The 20,049-nt window shown below is 67.1% G+C and carries 18 protein-coding genes; all 18 read left to right on the top strand.

The window, feature by feature from the left end; all coding sequences use genetic code 11:
- The first annotated feature begins 42 nt into the window (after positions 1-42).
- The 18 genes from ftsY to ACTXPP_RS11170 all read left to right on the top strand — a co-directional run bounded on the left by ftsY (position 43) and on the right by ACTXPP_RS11170 (position 20,031).
- A complete protein-coding gene (gene ftsY, locus ACTXPP_RS11255; RefSeq protein ID WP_301496117.1) occupies positions 43-1,758 on the top strand; it encodes a signal recognition particle-docking protein FtsY in 1,716 nt (571 codons plus the stop codon).
- Positions 1,759-1,962: 204 nt separating this feature from the next.
- Positions 1,963-3,342 carry an ammonium transporter gene (locus ACTXPP_RS11250; RefSeq protein ID WP_301520315.1) on the top strand — a complete coding sequence of 460 codons (1,380 nt, stop codon included), beginning with the start codon at positions 1,963-1,965 and terminating at the stop codon, positions 3,340-3,342.
- A gap of 107 nt (positions 3,343-3,449) precedes the next feature.
- Positions 3,450-5,078: a signal recognition particle protein gene (gene ffh, locus ACTXPP_RS11245; protein WP_301498587.1), complete on the top strand. Its 1,629-nt coding sequence runs from the start codon at positions 3,450-3,452 to the stop codon at positions 5,076-5,078.
- 215 nt (positions 5,079-5,293) lie between these two features.
- The gene (gene rpsP / locus ACTXPP_RS11240; protein ID WP_301498588.1) at positions 5,294-5,788 is read left to right on the top strand and encodes a 30S ribosomal protein S16; all 495 of its coding nucleotides are present in this window, start codon (positions 5,294-5,296) and stop codon (positions 5,786-5,788) included.
- A gap of 592 nt (positions 5,789-6,380) precedes the next feature.
- Entirely contained in the window at positions 6,381-7,724 is a 1,344-nt protein-coding gene (gene gdhA, locus ACTXPP_RS11235) for an NADP-specific glutamate dehydrogenase (protein WP_301496487.1), read from the top strand.
- 131 nt (positions 7,725-7,855) lie between these two features.
- The gene (gene rimM, locus ACTXPP_RS11230) at positions 7,856-8,494 is read left to right on the top strand and encodes a ribosome maturation factor RimM (RefSeq protein WP_301496485.1); all 639 of its coding nucleotides are present in this window, start codon (positions 7,856-7,858) and stop codon (positions 8,492-8,494) included.
- A 22-nt stretch (positions 8,495-8,516) separates the two neighbouring features.
- Positions 8,517-9,368, top strand: coding sequence for a tRNA (guanosine(37)-N1)-methyltransferase TrmD (trmD, locus tag ACTXPP_RS11225; RefSeq protein WP_301521086.1), 852 nt, complete (start codon positions 8,517-8,519; stop codon positions 9,366-9,368).
- A 262-nt stretch (positions 9,369-9,630) separates the two neighbouring features.
- Entirely contained in the window at positions 9,631-10,410 is a 780-nt protein-coding gene (locus tag ACTXPP_RS11220) for a hypothetical protein (RefSeq protein WP_301496481.1), read from the top strand.
- A 25-nt stretch (positions 10,411-10,435) separates the two neighbouring features.
- Positions 10,436-12,862: a Tex family protein gene (locus tag ACTXPP_RS11215; RefSeq protein ID WP_301496479.1), complete on the top strand. Its 2,427-nt coding sequence runs from the start codon at positions 10,436-10,438 to the stop codon at positions 12,860-12,862.
- Positions 12,863-13,052: 190 nt separating this feature from the next.
- Positions 13,053-13,394, top strand: a complete 342-nt coding sequence (rplS, locus tag ACTXPP_RS11210) for a 50S ribosomal protein L19 (protein ID WP_301496477.1) — start codon at positions 13,053-13,055, stop codon at positions 13,392-13,394.
- 239 nt (positions 13,395-13,633) lie between these two features.
- Positions 13,634-13,759, top strand: coding sequence for a hypothetical protein (locus ACTXPP_RS11205; protein WP_301520889.1), 126 nt, complete (start codon positions 13,634-13,636; stop codon positions 13,757-13,759).
- Entirely contained in the window at positions 13,756-14,574 is an 819-nt protein-coding gene (locus ACTXPP_RS11200; protein WP_443342159.1) for an alpha/beta hydrolase, read from the top strand. Before ACTXPP_RS11205 ends, ACTXPP_RS11200 begins: the two co-directional genes overlap by 4 nt.
- 97 nt (positions 14,575-14,671) lie before the next feature.
- The gene (gene lepB, locus ACTXPP_RS11195; RefSeq protein WP_443342158.1) at positions 14,672-15,490 is read left to right on the top strand and encodes a signal peptidase I; all 819 of its coding nucleotides are present in this window, start codon (positions 14,672-14,674) and stop codon (positions 15,488-15,490) included.
- 100 nt (positions 15,491-15,590) lie between these two features.
- The gene (locus ACTXPP_RS11190) at positions 15,591-16,208 is read left to right on the top strand and encodes a ribonuclease HII (RefSeq protein ID WP_443342163.1); all 618 of its coding nucleotides are present in this window, start codon (positions 15,591-15,593) and stop codon (positions 16,206-16,208) included.
- A 51-nt stretch (positions 16,209-16,259) separates the two neighbouring features.
- Entirely contained in the window at positions 16,260-16,565 is a 306-nt protein-coding gene (locus ACTXPP_RS11185; protein ID WP_301496472.1) for a DUF2469 domain-containing protein, read from the top strand.
- A 99-nt stretch (positions 16,566-16,664) separates the two neighbouring features.
- Positions 16,665-17,063, top strand: a complete 399-nt coding sequence (locus tag ACTXPP_RS11180) for a YraN family protein (protein WP_443342157.1) — start codon at positions 16,665-16,667, stop codon at positions 17,061-17,063.
- Positions 17,057-18,772: a YifB family Mg chelatase-like AAA ATPase gene (locus ACTXPP_RS11175; protein WP_443342155.1), complete on the top strand. Its 1,716-nt coding sequence runs from the start codon at positions 17,057-17,059 to the stop codon at positions 18,770-18,772. The genes ACTXPP_RS11180 and ACTXPP_RS11175 overlap by 7 nt, the downstream gene beginning before the upstream one ends.
- On the top strand, positions 18,769-20,031 hold the full coding sequence (locus ACTXPP_RS11170; RefSeq protein ID WP_443342154.1) for a DNA-processing protein DprA: 1,263 nt from the start codon (positions 18,769-18,771) through the stop codon (positions 20,029-20,031). Before ACTXPP_RS11175 ends, ACTXPP_RS11170 begins: the two co-directional genes overlap by 4 nt.
- Positions 20,032-20,049 lie beyond the last annotated feature (18 nt).

Genomic DNA, 20,049 nt, shown 5'->3' with positions numbered 1-20,049 from the left:
TCCCGGCACACGGTGGTGCCCTGATCTGATTCACTGGTGGGCATGGACCCGATTATCTGGATAGTCATAGCTGTTGTCGCGGTGCTCGTGATCGCGGCACTCCTGGTGATGCTCGGTATTCGCCGGGGTAAGCAGAAGGAGATCTCCTTCGAGAAGCCGGCCGAGCAGATCGAGGAGAAGAAGCCGACCTCCGGCAACTACCAGCCGCAGGGGGGATTCAACTTCAGCGCCGGCTCGGCCGGGGTGAAGGAGCCGGAGCTGCTCGACGGGCAGAAGCTCGACGAGCCGAAGACACCGGTGGTGCCTCCGGCGGCGACGCCCGAGCCTGCTCCGAAGCCAGCGCCGGAGCCCGAGAAGGAAGCGCCGTCTGCTCCGGAGGAGACTGCTGCGCCTGAGACGCCGGCTGAGCCGGAGGAGCCTGTCGCTCCGGAGGTACCGGAACCTGCGGTGACCCCGCCGACCCCGGAGCCTGCAGAAGAGCAGGAGCCGGAGGCTGAGGCCGAGCCGGAAGTACAGGCCGAGCCGGAAGTACAGGCCGAGCCGGAAGCAGAGACCGAGACCACCGAAGCTGCGGCGGAGCGGGAGGCTGTTGAGGTTGAGCCCGAGGCTGAGCCGGAGGCCGAAGCGGAGGTCGAGCCGGAGACTTCCGGGCCCGAGGCAGCAGCACCTGTCGTCACGCCGAAGCCCGCCCCGACTCCCGAGCCCGCTGCGGAGTCGGGGTCTGAGCCGGAGCCGGAGCAGGAACCTGAGGCCGACGCTGAACCCGCCCCCGAGTCCGGGCCCGAGGCCGAACCCGAGCCCGCAGCTGAGCCGGCACCGGCGAAGTCCGAGGACATCGCGCCGGTCGAGGGCCGTCTGGGCCGACTGCGTGGCAACCTGTCGAAGTCGCAGAACGTCATCGGACGCGGCGTCCTCGGTATTCTCTCCGCCGGCGACCTCGACGAGGACGCCTGGGAGGAGATCGAGGACACCCTGATCATGGCGGACCTCGGTACCAAGACCACTGTCGCCGTCGTCGAGAAGCTGCGCGACCGGATCGCCAACGAGGGCGTCGAGAGCGAGGCTCAGGCCCGTGCGATGCTGCGCGAGTGCCTCATCGAGGCGGCCCGACCGGACCTGGACCGCTCCATCCACGCCATGCCGTACGAGGGCAAGCCCGCCGTCATCATGGTCGTCGGTGTCAACGGCACCGGTAAGACCACCACCACCGGCAAGCTGTCCCGCGTGCTGGTGGGTATGGGCCACAGCGTCCTGCTCGGCGCGGCGGACACCTTCCGCGCCGCAGCCGCCGACCAGCTGGAGACCTGGGGACGCCGCGTCGGCGCGAACACGGTGCGTGGCGCCGAGGGCGCCGACCCCGCCTCCGTCGCCTTCGACGCCGTCGCCCGTGGTGTGGAGGACGGGGTGGACGTCGTCCTGGTCGACACTGCCGGACGTCTGCACACCTCTGTCGGCCTGATGGACCAGCTGGGCAAGGTCAAGCGTGTGGTCGAGAAGAAGGCCAAGGTCGACGAGGTCCTGCTGGTGCTCGATGCGACCGTCGGACAGAACGGCCTGGTCCAGGCCCGGATGTTCCGTGACGTCGTGGACATCACCGGTGTCGCACTGACCAAGCTGGACGGCACCGCCAAGGGCGGCATCGTCTTCCAGGTGCAGGAGGAGCTCGGTGTGCCGGTCAAGCTCGTCGGCCTGGGTGAGGGGGCCGACGATCTCGCCCCGTTCGAGGTCGAGGGCTTCGTGGACGCCCTGCTCGGCTGACCGCCGCGCGCCACAACAGCACAGAATCCCCCGGGGAATGTGACACATGGTTGTCACATTCCCCGGGGTTGTTCATTTTGCGGTAATGCACTTGTCGCACCAGGGGAAATTTCTCTCGCGTTGACTGCTGGGTATGAGAGGTCCGGCGCACGGGTCGGACACTTTCGTCATGTACGTCCCGTGAACATAGGAGAGTCAAGAGAAATGACACCCGAGGAAATGGTGGCAACCAGCGGAGATTCCGCCTGGATGCTGATGAGCGCAGCGCTGGTGCTGCTGATGACACCGGCGCTGGCGTTGTTCTACGGCGGAATGTCCCGCCAGAAGTCCGCCCTGAACATGATGATGATGTCTTTCGGCACCCTGGGGCTGATCGGCGTGATCTACGTGCTGTGGGGTTGGTCGATGTCCTACGGCACCGAGTCAGTGGCCGGCATCTTCTCCAACCCCTTCGAGTTCTTCGGTCTGAAGGACTCGATCACCGACGCTGACGGCAACTACATCGCCGGCGCCGAGGGGTACCCCAACATCATCGACATCGGCTTCCAGCTGACCTTCGCGGTGATCACCGTGGCGATCATCTCCGGCTCGTTGGCCAACCGCGTGAAGTTCTCCACCTGGCTCGTCTTCGCCGGCATCTGGGTCACCATCTGCTACTTCCCGATGGCCCACATGGTCTGGGGCGGCGGCCTGCTCGCCGACGGTGAGGACAGCCTGGCAGCCTGGATGTTCGGCACCGCCGTCGAGGACGGCGAGACCGTGGCGGCGATCACACCGATCGACTTCGCCGGTGGCACCGTCGTCCACATCAACGCCGGTGTGGCCGCCCTGGTCCTGGCACTGATCATCGGACGCTCCCGCACCTTCATGACCGCGGCCTCTCGCCCGCACAACCTGCCGCTGGTGATGCTCGGTGCAGCACTGCTGTGGTTCGGCTGGTTCGGCTTCAACGGTGGTTCCGCCTTCGGCGCCAATGGCGACGCCGGCCTGGCCTGGGTCAACACCACCGTCGCCACCTGTGCCGCCCTGCTGGGCTGGCTGCTGGTCGAGCGGCTGCGTGACGGCCACACCACCTCGCTGGGGGCGGCGTCCGGCATTGTCGCCGGTCTGGTGGCCGTGACCCCGGCCGCCGGCGACCTGACCCCGGTCACCGCGATCATCCTCGGTGCCATCGGTGGTGCCCTCGCCGCGGTGGGTGTGGGCCTGAAGTACCGCTTCAAGTTCGACGATTCCCTCGATGTCGTCGGCGTCCACCTCGTCGCCGGCCTGTGGGGCACCATGGGTATCGGCCTGCTGGCCACCGACCGTGGACTGCTCACCGGTGGTGGATCGGACGGTTTCAAGCTGTTCATCGTCCAGATCGTCATCGCCCTGGTTGCCGCACTCTACTGTGCCGTGTTCACCGCCCTGATCGCCCTCGCCCTGAAGTACACCATGGGCTGGCGTATCTCCGGTGCCGACGAGACCGCCGGTATCGACACCACCCAGCACGCCGAGGTCGCGTACTCCTACACCGACGAGAACGAGCAGGAGTTCGAGGAGGTCACCGACTTCGACGAGGCGCAGGACGCAGCCCACCGCTGACCTGATCGTCATCTCCCGACCTGCAGCGCATGTCAACTAGGTTGACGCGGGGGAAAGCGGGTACGGTGGGGAGGTCCGAGAATCATCTGCGAGGGAGTAGTTCCACAGTGTTTGAGTCCCTGTCCGACCGCCTGTCCGGTGCCCTGAAGGGGCTGCGTGGGAAAGGGCGGCTGACCGAGGCCGACATCAACGCCACCGCGCGTGAGATCCGGCTCGCACTCCTGGAGGCGGATGTCTCCCTGACCGTCGTCCGGGCGTTCATCAAGCGGGTCAAGGAGCGCGCCACCGGTGAGGCGGTGTCCGAGGCACTGAACCCGGCCCAGCAGGTCATCAAGATCGTCAACGAGGAGCTGCAGAACATCCTCGGTGGCGAGACCCGCCGGTTGAACCTGGCGAAGACCCCGCCGACGGTGATCATGCTCGCCGGTCTGCAGGGTGCCGGTAAGACCACGCTGGCCGGAAAGCTCGCCAAGCACCTCGAGTCCAAGGGGCACACCCCGATGCTGGTCGCCTGCGACCTGCAGCGTCCTGGCGCTGTCCAGCAGCTGCAGATCGTCGGCGAGCGGGCCGGCGTGCCGACCTTCGCGCCGGACCCCGGCACCTCGCTGGACTCCCTCGAGCACGAGATGGGCACCAGCCACGGTGACCCGGTCGCCGTGGCACAGGCCGGTATCGAGGAGGCCACCCGCGCCAAGCACGACGTGGTCATCATCGATACCGCGGGTCGCCTGGGTATCGACGAGGAGTTGATGACCCAGGCCCGCAACATCCGTGACGCGGTGAACCCGGACGAGGTTCTCTTCGTCATCGACGCGATGATCGGTCAGGACGCAGTCACCACCGCCGAGGCGTTCCGCGACGGTGTCGATTTCACGGGCGTGGTGCTCACCAAGCTCGACGGTGACGCCCGTGGTGGTGCGGCCCTGTCGATCCGTGAGGTCACCGGCAAGCCGATCATGTACGCCTCCACCGGTGAGAAGCTCGAGGACTTCGACGTCTTCCACCCGGACCGCATGGCGAACCGCATCCTGGGCATGGGTGACGTCCTCAGCCTCATCGAGCAGGCCGAGCAGGTCATGGACCAGAAGAAGGCCGAGGACTCCGCGGCCCGTATGGTCTCCGGCGAGCTGACGCTGGAGGACTTCCTGGATCAGATGATGATGATCCGGAGGATGGGGCCGCTGGGCAACGTCCTGAAGATGCTGCCTGGTGGCAAGCAGATGAACGACATGGCTGATCAGGTCGACGAGAAGCAGCTCGACCGGATCCAGGCGATCATCCGCGGCATGACCCCGGCGGAGCGGGAGGACCCGAACATCCTCAACGCCTCGCGGCGCAAGCGTATCGCCGGTGGTTCCGGTGTCACCGTGGCCGAGGTCAACCAGCTGGTCAACCGCTTCTTCGAGGCGAAGAAGATGATGGGCAAGATGGCCGGCCAGATGGGCATGGGCGGGATGAACCGTTCGGCGACGAAGAAGAAGCCGAAGGGACGCAAGGGCAAGAACGGCAAGCGTAAGCCCGCGAAGAAGGGCCCGTCGCAGCCGAAGATGCCGCAGGGGATGCCGGGGATGCCTGGCATGGGCGGCGGTATGCCGGGAATGCCGCAGGGGATGCCCGGTATGGGCGGCGGTATGCCGTCGATGGCTGACCTGAAGAAGATGCAGCAGCAGATGCCCGAGGGGTTCGAGAACGTCGACATGGGCAACCTTGACTTCGGCCAGGGTGGACGCAAGTAGTTCGTCCTACACCGCTCAGCTGATTTGGTCGGACGCCCTGCTGACCGGTATTGTCGAGCGGTCTGCGTAACACCGTTCCCGACCCCGGTCGGCCGGTGGTCACGCGCAGGATAAATCCAAGGGTTGAACCGGCCCGGCGTCCCACTGTGTTTCACGGTGATGGAACGGCGGGTGCCAGTACTGCCCGGTGACCATCAACAGAAAGAGGACAGACCATGGCTGTCAAGATCAAGCTCCAGCGGCTCGGCAAGATCCGCACCCCGCACTACCGCGTCGTCATCGCCGACGCCCGTACCCGCCGCTCCGGCGCCGTGATCGAGAACATCGGCACCTACGAGCCGAAGGCCGACCCCTCGGTCATCAAGATCGACTCCGAGCGCGCACAGTACTGGCTGGGCGTCGGCGCACAGCCGACCGAGCCCGTCCTCGCCCTGCTGAAGGTCACCGGTGACTGGCAGAAGGCCAAGGGCCTGCCGGGCGCCGAGGGCACCCTGAAGGTTGCAGAGCCGAAGGCTTCCAAGCTGGACCTGTTCAACGCTGCTCTGGCCGAGGCTGCCGACGCCCCGACCGCCGAGGCCATCACCGAGAAGAAGCGCAAGGCCAAGGAAGAGGCAGAGGCCAAGGCTGCTGCCGAGGCTGAGGCTGCCGAGAAGGCTGAGGCCAAGGCTGCCGAGGAGGCCGCTGAGGCTCCCGAGGCTGACTCCGAGTAGTCCGCTTCCCGGGGGGATGATCCCCGGCCCCGGCCCTCGGGGCCGGAACCACCACCCGCGACCCTGCACTGTCATCACCGACAGTGCAGGGTCGCGGGTTTTTGCGTGCGGGCTGCCCTTCTGCCTATTGGCCTGCCTATCCCCATACTGATTGTCTTACCCGTAGCCATGTCCATGTCGATTTTCGGGCCGTACGCCCGCCCCTACGCCCGCCCCTACGCCGCTCGACTCTGTGCCCACCCCCGCGCCGACACGCCCGCACGCACATGCGCCCTCAGCCTGCCTCTGCGCCCCCAGATCGCTCAGTTAGTGGCACGGAAAACCTGAATCGGGGGCGCAACGGCACAGAGGGAGTGGCCTCGAGCTGTAGTCCCCCGGGGCCCGCGTGGGGGTGCCCAATCGCCGTTTATGAATATGCAGGCAGCATTGCCGCTGTGTTACGGCATCATTTCCTGACCTGCTCCGGTAACCCTCAATTCTTAACATCCCAGGTCACGACGTGTGCGGTGGGTCACACATGTCACCAACGTGCAATATTCCTGTAACGGGCCGTGTAAAATCCTTCAAGTACATTTTCCACGAAGGGAGCACGATGGACGTCGACGTCACAGTCAAGGCCTTTTATGACCAGATCCTGCAGCGCAACGCAGGTGAGCCTGAGTTCCACCAGGCAGTCTCTGAGGTTCTGGACAGCCTCAAGCATGTGCTGGTGCAGGACCCGCACTACGCGGACAATGGCCTGATTCAGCGTCTGACCGAGCCCGAGCGCCAGATCATCTTCCGCGTTCCGTGGGTCGACGACCAGGGCAACGTCCACGTCAACCGCGGCTTCCGCGTCCAGTTCAACTCGGTGCTGGGCCCGTACAAGGGCGGCCTGCGTTTCCACCCCTCGGTCAACCTGGGCATCATCAAGTTCCTCGGCTTCGAGCAGATCTTCAAGAACTCGCTGACCGGCCTGCCCATCGGTGGCGGCAAGGGTGGTTCGGACTTCGACCCGAAGGGCCGCAGCGACATGGAGATCATGCGCTTCTGCCAGTCCTTCATGACGGAACTCCACCGCCACATCGGCGACAAGATGGACGTCCCCGCCGGTGACATCGGCGTCGGCGGCCGTGAGATCGGCTACCTCTTCGGCCAGTACCGTCGTATGACCGGTCGCCACGAGTCCGGCACGCTGACCGGTAAGGGCCTGAAGTGGGGCGGCTCGCTGGTCCGTACCGAGGCCACCGGCTACGGCTGCGTGTACTTCACCCAGGAGATGATGGGCGCCCGCGGTGAGAACCTCAGTGGTGCCAGGGTCATCGTTTCCGGTTCCGGCAACGTCGCCATCTACGCCGCACAGAAGGCCCAGGAGCTCGGTGCCACCGTCGTGGCCATGTCCGACTCCTCCGGCTACGTCACCACCCCCAACGGCGTCGACGTCGAGCTCATGCGTGAGATCAAGGAAGTCCGCCGCCAGCGTGTGTCCGACTACGCCAAGGAGGTCGACGGTGCGACCTTCCACAAGGACGGTTCCATCTGGACCGTCGAGGCCGACGTCGCCCTGCCGTGTGCCACCCAGAACGAGCTGGACGGTAAGGCTGCCGAGACCCTGGCCGGCAACGGTGTCAAGTACGTGGCCGAGGGTGCGAACATGCCCTGCACCCACGAGGCCGTCCAGATCTTCAGCAAGAACGGTGTCGACTTCGCCCCGGGCAAGGCCGCCAACGCCGGGGGTGTGGCCACCTCCGCCCTGGAGATGCAGCAGAACGCCTCGCGTGACTCCTGGTCCTTCGAGTACACCGACGGTCGCCTGCAGGACATCATGGGCAACATCTTCCGTACCACCGCAAAGACCGCGGAGCAGTACGGCATGGAGGGTGACTACGTGGTCGGTGCGAACATCGCCGGCTTCAAGAAGGTCGCCGATGCCATGTCCGCCCAGGGCGTGATCTAGGAAGCGTCCTCCTTCCGCAACCCCGCACGGTACCCACCGGGCGGGGTTTCGTCGTCACCTGCGCGCCCTGTCTCTTACCTGTCACCCACCGGCAGCACTGGTGGTATCTCGTATCTAGTACTCTCAGTGCCATGTCTGAGAACCAGCGTGACCAGCGCGACCAGCGCGACCAGCATGACCAGCCCGCCCAGGAGCTGCAGATCGGCCGGGTGATCAAGCCCCACGGAGTGCGTGGCGAACTGGTGGTCGACGCCACCACCGACGACCCGGACGGACGCTTCGCCGTCGGCGAGATCCTCACCGGCCGCCAGCGAGGCAAGGAGGTCACGCTGACCGTGGCAGCGGTGCGTCCTCACCAGGGGCGGCTGCTGGTCACCGTCGAGGAGGTCGCCGACCGAACCGCGGCGGAGTCAATGCGCGGCATGCGTTTCTTCGCCCAGCCGGTGTTCGACGACGAGGACGACGGGTACTACGACCACGAGCTCATCGGGCTGCGCGTGTTGGACTGCGGCCAGATCGACGAGGCCACCGCCACCGCCCGTGCCTATGAGGGGCAGGAGCCTGAACCGGTGGACATCGGAGAGATCACCGGTGTCGAGCACGGCCCGGCGGGAACGGTGCTGCAGGTCGCCGTCGATGCCGACGCCGAGCTTCCCACCGCAGGTGGGGAGGTGCTGATCCCCTTCAGGCACGCCATCGTGCCGATCGTGGACCTCGACAACGAGGCCGTGGTGGTGACCCCGCCGGAGGGGCTGCTGGAACTGGGCTGACCGGCGGGTAGGATCAGCAGCCATGCGACTGGACGTGGTCACCATCTTCCCCGAGTACCTGGACCCGCTGCGGCACGCCCTGTTGGGACGCGCCATCGAGCGGGGGATTCTGCAGGTCGGTGTGCATGACCTGCGGTCGTGGGCGCACGACGTCCACAAGGCCGTCGACGACACCCCCTACGGCGGGGGCCCGGGCATGGTGATGAAGCCGTCGGTGTGGGGGCCGGCCCTGGACGATGTCGCCGCGCTGACCGGCCCCGCGGCGACGGGGGATTCGCTGCAGAGTGCTCAGCCGCACCGTCCTGCCGCCACCGGTCAGGACGCACCGGACACGCAGGACGCACCGGCCGCGCCGGATGCGAGCGCGTTGCCGCTGCTCATCGTGCCCACCCCGGCGGGGGAACCGTTCACCCAGGCGATGGCCGAGCGGTGGTCGACCGAGGAACGGCTGGTCTTCGCCTGCGGCCGCTACGAGGGAATCGACCAGCGTGTTTTCGAGGACGCCGGCGCCCGGTACCGGGTCCAGGAGGTGTCGCTGGGTGACTACGTGCTCATCGGTGGTGAGGTTGCTGTGCTGGTGATGGCCGAAGCTGTTGTCCGGCTGGTCCCCGGTGTGCTCGGTAACCGGCGTAGCCACGAGGAGGATTCCTTCCAGGACGGCCTGTTGGAGGGCCCCAGCTACACCAAGCCGCGCGTCTGGCGTGAACTGGAGGTCCCCCCGGTGCTGCTCTCCGGGGACCATGCGAAGGTCGACCGCTGGCGTCGGGACCAGTCACTGCTGCGGACGGCCGAGCGTCGCCCGGAGTTGCTGGCGGCCCTGGAGCAGGACGGGCAGTTGAGTGCCCGCGATCGTGAGGTCGTGCCCGGGGAGTAGTGCCCGGGAGTAATTGTGGGGGAGGAGTACCCGGGAGAGTTTCCGGGCGGGGTAGCGGGAGAACCGCCCAGGAAGCTACCGTGACCTGGGGTGACGTCGGTTATCCACAGTAGGGGGGTTATCCACCGCGTCCTGGGCTTTTGTCTTTCGCGGTGGGGTGGCGCCGGGTACGTGCGGGATAGGGTGACATCCACCTGCCGGCGAGGGGCCGGTGGTGGGGACAAGCACTGAGGGACAAGCACTGAGGGGAGAGTGGCACACGATGGCGACGACTGAGCGTCTCGACAGCCCGACGATCGAGGAACTGATGGTCTATCCGTTCAACCGGATTGAGCTGCGGATGGCCGAGTCGGGGGTGAAGCACAGGTCGGCGGCGGAACGCGATGCGATCGCCGAGATGGTCAGGACCCGCGGTGCGGCCTACGCCGCCCGGTTCCGGCACGCTGCGGAACTGTCCTGGCGGATGCCGGAGATGTACTGGACGGCCCAGGACGACGGACGGATGACGATCGACCACATGGACGCCATCTGGCGTCGCATGGACCGGCACACGGGGCTGCGCGAGCAGATCGAGCGTCGGGAGCGGCGGCGTCGTCAGTTGCGGGCGGAACTCGCTGCGTCCGCAGGCACGGAGAAGCCGGGCGGCCGTGGTGGCCCCGACCACCATTCCGTCTGTGAGCCCGACTACGGCCCTGACTACAGCGGCGACTACCGGGAGGCGCCCGACCGGTGGCAGTCGCGGTTCCCGGAGGCGGAGAGTGCCTACAGCACCTCGGCGGACACGATGGTGGAGCGTGCGGTGGTGGAGTGGCTGCGGGAGTGCCCCCACCGGTTGATCACCGTCACCGGGTCGGGGTCGATGCGTCCGCGCTCCACCGTGACGATCCACCGGCTGCGCGACGTGGTGGACACCGCGGTCGAGGAGAACCTCGAGATGCACCGCCGCTTCGATGACGAGGACAATGAGGACGGACGCGACAGCCACAATGACGACAACGACGAGGGCGGCTACCCCGGGCCGGTGGTCGCCGCACCCTTCTGAACGGCGGCACGATACCATCGTCCGAATGAGTGGATCTTCCGTCGACACCGACCTCATTCGTACCCTGACCCGGGAGCTGGGCATCGGGGCAGAGCAGGTGACTGCCACCGTCCGACTGCTGGACGAGGGCAACACCGTGCCGTTCATCGCCCGCTACCGCAAGGAGGTCACCGGCGGGCTGGACGACTCGCAACTGCGCACCCTGGAGACCCGGCTGCGCTACCTGCGGGAACTTGCCGAGCGTAAGTCCAGCGTGCTGGCCTCCATCGAGGAACAGGGCAAGCTCACCGATGAGCTACGCGACCTGATCCTGGGCTGTGAGACCAAGGCGCGCCTGGAGGACCTGTACCTGCCGTTCAAGTCCACCCGCCGGACCAAGGCGACGATCGCCCGCGAGGCGGGCCTGGAGCCACTGGTCGACACACTGCTCGGCGACTGCACCACCGACCCCGCCGAGCTGGCGGCGTCCTACATCACCGAGGGATTCGACGACGCCAAGGCAGTGCTCGCCGGTGCCCGTGCGATCGTCCTGGAGGGTATCTCCACCGACGCCGATCTCGTCGGTGAGGTGCGCGAGCGCTTCTTCACCACCGGTGCGATGACCGCCGGGGTCGTCGAGGGCAAGGAGAACTCCGCTGAGGCACAGAAGTACCGGGACTACTTCGATTTCTCCGAACCCTTCACCACGCTGCCGTCCCACCGGATCCTGGCCCTGCTGCGCGGTGAGTCCGAAGGCGTCCTCCAGCTGACCCTGGACGCCGGCGAGGACGAGATCTACCAGGGCATGATCGCCGTGGCCCGCGGCCTGGAGCCGAAGGGGGACGCCGCCGACACGTTCCGTGCCGAGTGCGCCCGGTTCGGCTGGCGCACCAAGCTGCAGGTCTCCTCCGGGGTGGACGTGCGGATGCGGCTGAAGGAGCGTGCCGATGAAGCCGCGGTGGACGTCTTCGCCCGCAACCTGCATGACCTGCTGCTCGCCGCCCCCGCCGGCCAGCGCGCGACACTGGGCCTGGACCCCGGCTACCGCAACGGTGTGAAGTGTGCGGCCGTCGATCCGACCGGCAAGGTCCTCGACACCGTCGTCATCTACCCGCACCAGCCGCAGAACCAGTGGGACAAGTCCGTCGACATCCTCGCCCGGATCTGTGCGAAGAATGGCGTCGACCTCATGGCCGTGGGCAACGGCACCGCGTCCCGTGAGACCGAGAAGCTGGCCCGGGAGATCTCGGAGAAGGTCTCCGCCGCCACCGGTCAGCGTCCTACCCCGGTGATCGTCAGCGAGGCCGGTGCGTCGGTGTACTCCGCCTCCGAACTCGCCGCCGAGGAGTTCCCCGACATGGATGTCTCGCTGCGTGGTGCGGTGTCCATCGCCCGCCGGCTGCAGGACCCGCTGGCCGAGCTGGTCAAGATCGACCCGAAGTCCATCGGCGTGGGCCAGTACCAGCATGACGTCAACCAGGCGATGCTGGCCTCCGGGCTGGACTCGGTGGTGGAGGACGCGGTGAACTCCGTCGGGGTGGACGTCAACACCGCCTCGGTGCCGTTGCTGCGCCGGGTCGCCGGAGTGTCGGCCACGCTGGCGGAGAACATCGTGCGCCACCGGGAGGACAATGGGGCGTTCGCCACCCGTCGTCAGCTCAAGGACGTCCCCCGTCTCGGGCCGAAGGCCTTCGAGCAGTGCGCCGGCTTCCTGCGCATCCAGGGTGGCGAGGATCCGTTGGACGCCTCGGCGGTGCACCCGGAGTCCTACCCACTGGTGCGTCGGATCACCGCGGCGGCCGGGGTGCCGGTGGCTGACCTGGTGGGTAACCGGCGCGTCCTGCAGGGGCTGAACCCCCGCGACTTCGCCGACGACACTTTCGGCGTGCCCACCGTCACCGATGTGCTCGCCGAGTTGGACAAGCCCGGCCGTGACCCTCGCCCGGAGTTCAAGACCGCCGCCCTGGCGGAGGGGATCAACAAGGTCTCCGACCTGACCCCCGGCATGGTGCTGGAGGGTACGGTGACCAATGTGGCGGCGTTCGGTGCCTTCGTGGACGTCGGAGTGCATCAGGACGGCCTGGTGCATGTCTCGGCGATGTCCGACAAGTTCGTCTCGGACCCGCATGACGTGGTCAGCTCCGGCCAGGTGGTCAAGGTCAAGGTGATGGAGGTCGATGTCGAGCGCCAGCGCATCGGGCTGTCGTTGCGGCTGAACGACGAGCCCGGCCAGGGCAGGTCCGGCTCCACGGGGGAGCGCGGCAACGGCGGTCGGGAGGGCAGCGGTAGGCGCGGCGGTAACCGGAACGATGGTCGCGGCGGTAACAACGGCAACCGTGGCGGTAACCGGAACGGGAAGCCCGGCGGCCGGAACTCCGGCCGTGACGGCGGCACCAACTCCGGCAACAACAGTGGGGCCGCAGCGTCCGGCTCGATGGCCGACGCCCTCAAGCGTGCCGGGTTTGGTCGCTGAGTCGATCCACTGGCATAATGGCCGGGTTGCGGATGTGTCGTCCACATGACGTCATGTGCAGTGGGCGAGGCCACGTTCGCGAATACAGCAACAATTGAATGGTGTGGGCACGAACGCACTGGGACCATCGTTGACGAGGGTAGCCGGTGTGAGTCCTCTGTCCGATCGAACATGAAGCAAGGAATACACAATGCACTATCTCGACAAGGTCGATGCCGCACAGCTGCGCGACGACATCCCCGAATTCCGCGCCGGTGACACCGTTGACGTCCACGTCAAGGTCATCGAGGGCACCAAGAGCCGTATCCAGGTGTTCCGTGGCGTCGTGATCCGTCGTCAGAACTCCGGCATCCGCGAGACCTTCACCGTCCGCAAGATCTCCTTCGGCGTCGGCGTGGAGCGTACCTTCCCGGTGCACTCCCCGAACATCGACCACATCGATGTCCTGACCCGCGGCAAGGTGCGTCGTGCCAAGCTGTACTACCTGCGCGACCTGCGCGGCAAGGCTGCCAAGATCAAGGAAAAGCGCTGACACCAGCGCCCTTGAGGCACACCAACCCCCGTCCGGCACCACGGTGCCGGTCGGGGGTTTCTTGTTTTTTGCGGTGCCGGTACCCGCATCTCAATTTTCCCGAACCAAGTCCGGTGGGTGGAAGCGCAGTGTAACCTGACCCTATGTCAGAGTTTTTGCGGAGGGTATCTCCGAGTGGTCGGTCCCGGACAGCTGCAGCGTCAGCGACGGCAGCGGTCTCAGCGCCGGTGACCAGGACGATGTCGGGGACCGCCGTCGCCGTGGTGACCGCCCTGGCTGCTGCGGTGGCCACCTTGGCGCCGGCGATGACGGGTGCGGCGGCCGACACCCCTGCGTCCTGCGAGGCCTACAAAAGTCCGCGGTGAGCTGCAAGGTCTATTCACCGTCGATGGACCGGCACATCCCCGTGGTGGTCAAGCCGGCGAAGACCGCCGGCAACAACAAGGTCATCCAGTTCCTCGATGGTATCGACGGGGGCGACGGCTGGAGCGCCCGGTCAATCAACTACGTCGACGATGACGACGCCACCATCGTCTTCCCCGCGGCCGACCCCCGCTCTTTCTGGGTCGACTGGGACAATCCGGCGCCCGGCGGCAAGGAGATGAAGTACGAGACCTTCATGACCCAGGAGCTGCCCGCCTACCTCGAGAAGGAGTTCGGGGTGGAGAACGGCGGCCGGGACCGCACCGGCATCGTGGGATTGAGCATGGGCGCCTACTCCGCGGTGAACCTAGCGTCGAGGAACCCGGGGATGTACCGGTCCGTCCTGGCACTCAGTGGCTTCTACAACAGTGAGTCACTTTCCGGGCGGATCTCCATCGACGGTACCGCCCTGACCCATGGCGAGGTCAACGATGGACAGCCGTGGCAGAGCGAGGCCTCCCGCCGCGCCAACAACCCCTGGGCCAACGTGGACAAGCTCGACATGCCGGTGCACATGACGGTGTCGACGGGCATCCCGGACCCGCGCAGCAACTATCCGCTGGGCACCACCGTCAACGGTGCGCTGATCGAGACCGGCAGTCTGGGGGCGACGGTCGCCTGGGACCTGTGGAGCATGCTGCACGGCAAGAACAATGTGCACGTGACCTATGTGCCGGTGGGTATCCACGCCTACGACACCTGGATCAACGCCGCCTTCCGTGACCAGAAGCTCTACTGGAAGTTCAACCGATTCTGATGATTCTCTGAGGTTGACCTGCAGAGATCCTGCAGAGGTCCTGGGGGACCCGTCGGGGTTCGGGGAGCCCCGCGGGGTGCTGGTAACCTCTGACCACGTGAGTGAACCGAACTATCCCGCCGACGACCGGTCCGCAGCCCCTGCGGACCGCCCTCTCACCGAGAGGGAGAAGGTGGCTGCGCGCCGGGAGGAGGCCGAGCAGGCCCAGGCGTCGCGTCGGACGTACCCGTGGTGGGTTGAGTTCCCGATCATCCTGGTCATCGCGCTGCTGCTGCTGGCCCTGTTCAATTCTTTCGTCGGCCGGCCCTACCTGATCCCTTCGGAGTCGATGGAGCCGACGCTGCACGGCTGTGAGGACTGCGAGGGTGACCGGATCTTCGTCAACAAGTTGTCGTACAGTTTCGGCGGCGAGCCGGAACCGGGGGACGTGGTCGTTTTCACCGGCCCGGAGTCCTGGAACGACCAGTATGTCTCGCAGCGCTCCGACAACAGCGTGCTACGTGGGCTGCAGACCGGCCTGTCCTATATCGGCATCCTCGCACCGGACGAGAACGCACTGGTGAAGCGGGTCATCGCCACCGGCGGTCAGACGGTGCAGTGCCAGGCCGGTGACCCTGGGGTGATGGTCGACGGCGAGAAGGTCGATGATTCCTACACCCAGCAGCCGCTGACCTACAAGGTCGATCCGATGACCGGGTCGGATGCCTGCCAGGGCGCCTACTTCGGCCCGGTGACCGTGCCGGAGGGCCACCTGTGGGTCATGGGCGACAACCGCACGAACTCCGGTGATTCCCGGTTCCACCTGGGTGACGAGCTCCAGGGCACGATCCCGGAGGAGAACGTGGTCGGCAAGGTCACCGCGAAGATCTGGCCGTTGAGCAGGATCGGCGGGGTGGATTCCCCGGACATCCAGTAGCAGGTGGGTGATGGTGGCTGCGGGAGTTGAGGACGCCGCGGACGGCGAGCACGCCGGGCACGGCAGGCGTCCGGTGCGGACGATGCCGCACGGGCGGACCCTGGAATGGGCGGCGCACCGCGCCGGCCTCGGCCCGGTCGCCGGTGTCGACGAGGCAGGACGCGGCGCGTGCTGTGGCCCGGTGACCATCGCCGCCTGCATCCTGCCGCCGGGACCGCTGCCTGAGCTGGAGGGCTTGACCGACTCCAAGAAACTCAGCCCGTCACGCCGGGAGTACTTCTACGATCAGGTGTTGTCGGTGGCGGTGGACTGGGCGGTGGTGAATGTCCCGCCGTCCTACGTGGACATGTGGGGGATCCAGCACGCCAACCTGGGGGGAATGCGTCGGGCGGTCGCCAAACTGGATGTGCGCCCCGGATACGTGCTCACCGATGCGATGCGGGTCGAGGGCTTGCCCGTCCCGCACCTCCCGGTGCTCAAGGGTGACCTGGTCAGCCGGTGTATCTCGGCGGCGAGCGTGCTGGCGAAGGTGACCCGTGACCGTGCGATGGTGGAGTTGGATGCCACCTACCCCGGCTACGGGCTGGCCGGACACAAGGGTTATGGCACCGCGTCTCACATGGAGTCGGTGAGTCTGCAGGGTGGCACGCCCGAGCACCGTTACACTTACTCCAACGTGGCCGCCGCCCATGCGCGGTGGTGCGAACAGCAGAAGTAGAAGAGCCAGAGTCAGAGTCAGAGTCGATGTTGAGGGAGATGACCAGCAACCGTGAGCGCGGAGGAGCTTGAGGACTTCGAGGCGAACGTGGAGCTCTCCATGTACCGCGAGTACCGGGACGTGGTCAGCCAGTTCAGCTATGTCGTGGAGACCGAACGACGCTTCTACCTGGCCAACGCCGTGGAGTTGATTCCGAAGAATGCCGACGGCGAGGTCTACTACGAGGTGCGGATGTCGGACGCCTGGGTGTGGGACATGTACCGTCCGGCCCGGTTCGTGCGCTATGTCCGGGTGATTACCTACAAGGACGTCAACATCGAGGAACTCGACAAGCCTGACCTGCGGATTCCCGACTAGTTCCGGGTTATCCACACAGGTCGGGTTATCCACACCGTCCTGGGCGAATGCCGTTGTCGTCGGCTGGCGCGCGCGTTGGCCATGCCAGTGTTCTGGGGTATGACCCAGAAAAGTACGCAGAACAACACGCAGGGTAAACGCAATCTCCGGGATGTCGGGGCCCGTGGGGAGGACGAGGCCGCGGCCTACTTCGAGGACCTCGGCTACCGGCTGCTCGCCCGGAACTTCTACACCGCCCGGGGTGAGGTCGATATCGTCCTGCACGCCCCGGCCGACCAGACTCCCTCCACCGTGGTATTCGTCGAGGTCAAGTGGCGGGTCGATGATCGCCACGGCACTGGGGCGGAGGCGGTCACCGTGGCGAAGCTCAATGCGATGCGCCATGCCGCGACCCGCTGGCTGGAGAAGAACCCGGAGCATCGTGCCCCGCAGGTCCGCTTCGACGTCCTGGACATCACCGCCGGGGAGATCACCCACTACGAGGGGGTCGAGTGGTGAACACCGTGGGGGAGCGGTCGCCGGTGCGGGTGGGGCAGGCCACCGGTGTCGCACTGTCGGGGATCAGTGGGATCCCGGTGCTGGTGGAGTGTGACATCAGTCGGGGGTTGCCGGGGATGAGCATCGTGGGGTTGGGGGACACCGCGGTGGTCCAGGCCCGTGACCGGGTGCGTTCGGCGATGATCAACAGTGGCCTGGAGTGGCCGAAGTCCCGGGTGGTGATGAGCCTGTCGCCGGCGTCGGTGCCGAAGAGCGGGTCGGGGTTCGATCTGCCGATGGTGCTGGCGATCCTGGTGGCCCAGGGCAGGGTACGCACCAGCGAGGTGGCGGAGTTGGTGGTCATCGGGGAATTGGGGTTGGACGGGACGGTCCGGCCGGTCGATGGCGTGTTGCCGATGGTGTTGGCGGCGCGTCAGCAGGGGTGTCGTCGGGCGGCGGTACCGGTGGGGATGGTCACCGAGGCACAGCGTGTCGCCGGGGTGGAGGTGGTGGGGTTGTCACACCTGCGGGAGCTGCTGCCGTGGATCCGGGAGGGGTGGGTACCGCAGGCATTGTCGGAGGACCGGGACGACGGGCAGGACGGTACGGCTGCGCGTCCCACGCAGTTGGCCGCCTTCGCTGGTCCCTCGGCAGCTGTCGGGTCACCGGCCGCTAATACCTCGACTACGGCTTCCACTACGACCTCCACTGCACCTCTCGGCGGGAACCGGCCGGTCGCCGGTGACCTCGCCGATGTGCTGGGCCAGCAGGAGGCCCGACGCGGTCTCGAGGTCGCCGCCGCCGGCGGACACCACCTGTGGCTCACCGGCCCACCCGGCTCCGGCAAGTCCATGTTGGCCGAGCGGTTGCCCGGGATCATGCCGGGCCTCGACGACGATGAGCAGTTGGAGACCGCGGCGGTGCATTCGGTGGCCGGCAACCGCGGGCAGCTGGACGCGGTGTGGCAAGGGGTGCGTCCATTCGTCGCCCCGCACCATTCGGTCAGTCCGGCGGCCTTGACTGGCGGGGGTTCGGGCAGGATACGTCCAGGGGCGGTGAGCCTGGCACACAACGGGGTGCTCTTCATCGACGAGGCCCCGGAGGTTGCCACAGGGACCCTGGAACTGTTGCGCACGCCGATGGAGACCGGCCGGATCGAGGTGATGCGGCACCGGGGCACCGTGGTGTTCCCGGCCCGTTTCCAGCTGGTGTTCGCCTCGAACCCGTGTCCGTGCGGGGCCGGGGACGTGCGCGACTGCCGGTGCCGGGGTGGGGTGCGCGACCGTTATCTGCAGCGGCTGTCCGGACCCTTGCTGGACCGGGTGGACGTGTGCGTGCGCACCACCGGCAACCAGCTCGCCGATCTCAGTGGGGGCGCTGGGGCTGATGGTGGGGAGTCGAGTGCGACGGTGGCCGAGCGGGTGCATGCCGCCCGGGACCGTTCCCGGTACCGGTGGCGCTCGTCGGACCAGGTGGTCGGCGCCGGCATCAATGCGACGGTGCCGGGCACCGTCCTGCGCCGCGATTTTCCCGCGCAGGACGCCGCGATGGCGGTGCTGCAGGAGAAACTGCGGGCCGGGGCAGTGTCGCAGCGGGGTGTGGACCGTACGCTGCGGGTGGCGTGGACCTTGGCCGATCTGGGCCAGGTGGCACAGCCCGGGGTGGCGGAAGTGATGGACTCACTGGAGTTCTTCACCGGGACCGTGGAGACTGGAAGGGACGTGGCATGACCGGGGGAGACAGCGTGGGGATGAACGGGGACAGCGACCGCAGCCGGATCAGGGCGTGGATCTACCTGCGCCGGGTGGTCGAGGCCTCGTCGGTGGGGGTCCTGGACTGTCTCTGGCCCGACGGGGATTCCTCACAGCCGGCGGATGTGGAGCGTCTCGCGGGGATGATCAGTCGCTCGGATCCGGCACTGCCGCAGCAGGTGCTGCAGTCGACGACGGGACGCAGCCAGGCGGACCCGGTCGTCGACGATGACTGGGCCCGACGCCACGGCTGGCGACTGATCACCCCGGATGACCCCGAGTGGCCGCGCGAGATCCTGGAGGAGGCCTTCATGATGATCGATGGTGATGTTGCCGTCGACGGGGTGCGGGGCCAGGCCGCCCAGCCGTTCGCGCTCTGGGCCACCGGGGAGGGGACGTTGGACGCCCTGGTGCAGCGCAGTGTCGCGATGGTCGGCACCCGCTCGGCGACGTCGTACGGGCGGGAGGTGACCCACGAGATGGCCGGTGAGTTGGCCACCGCCGGGTACACGGTGGTCTCCGGCGGGGCGCTGGGGATCGACACCGCAGCCCACCGTGGGGCCCTCGACACCGGCGGGTCGACGGCGGTGGTGATGGCCAACGGGCCCGGGGTGGCCTATCCGACGGCGAATGCCCGACTGTTCGCCGCGGCGGCGACCACGGGTCTGGTGGTGACGGAGTACCCGCCGTTGCAGCGTCCGGCCCGGCACCGGTTCCTGACCCGCAACCGGCTGGTCGCCGCAATGACCCAAGGCACGGTGCTGCTGGCCGCCGGTTACCGCTCCGGGGCGGTGAACACCGCCAACTGGGCCGACCAGATGGTCAAACCGGTGATGGTCCTGCCCGGCCCGGTGACCTTGGCGGAGTACATCGGCTGCCACAAGCGGATCCGTGACGGGGCGGGGATCCTCGTCACCCGGGCGTTGGACGTCCGGGAAGTCCTCGAACCCCTGGGCGTGGTCGACACCGACCGTCAGCTCAGCCTGGACTGCGCGCCGAGCCCGGTGCAGCTGCTCACCCAGCAGCAGCTGAAGGTCTACGACTGCTGCGGTCTGCCCGATGACGGTGCTGTCGGAGTGGGATCAGCTGCCGGGGCAGGCCCGGCACAGGGGGAGCCTGAGCAGATCGCCAGGGAGACGGCGATGCCGGTCACCGAGGTGGTGCGGATCATCGGCGAGCTCGAAAACGTCGGTCTCGCCGTCCGCGACGGGGCGCGGTGGGTGAAGGTCCGGACGTGATCGTCGGGCTAGACTCGA

It is taken from the genome of Candidatus Corynebacterium faecigallinarum, assembly GCF_052264515.1.
Lineage (GTDB): Bacteria > Actinomycetota > Actinomycetes > Mycobacteriales > Mycobacteriaceae > Corynebacterium > Corynebacterium faecigallinarum.
The sequence above is the reverse complement of the archived record's forward strand: the minus strand, read 5'-3'. Positions and strand labels throughout refer to the sequence as shown.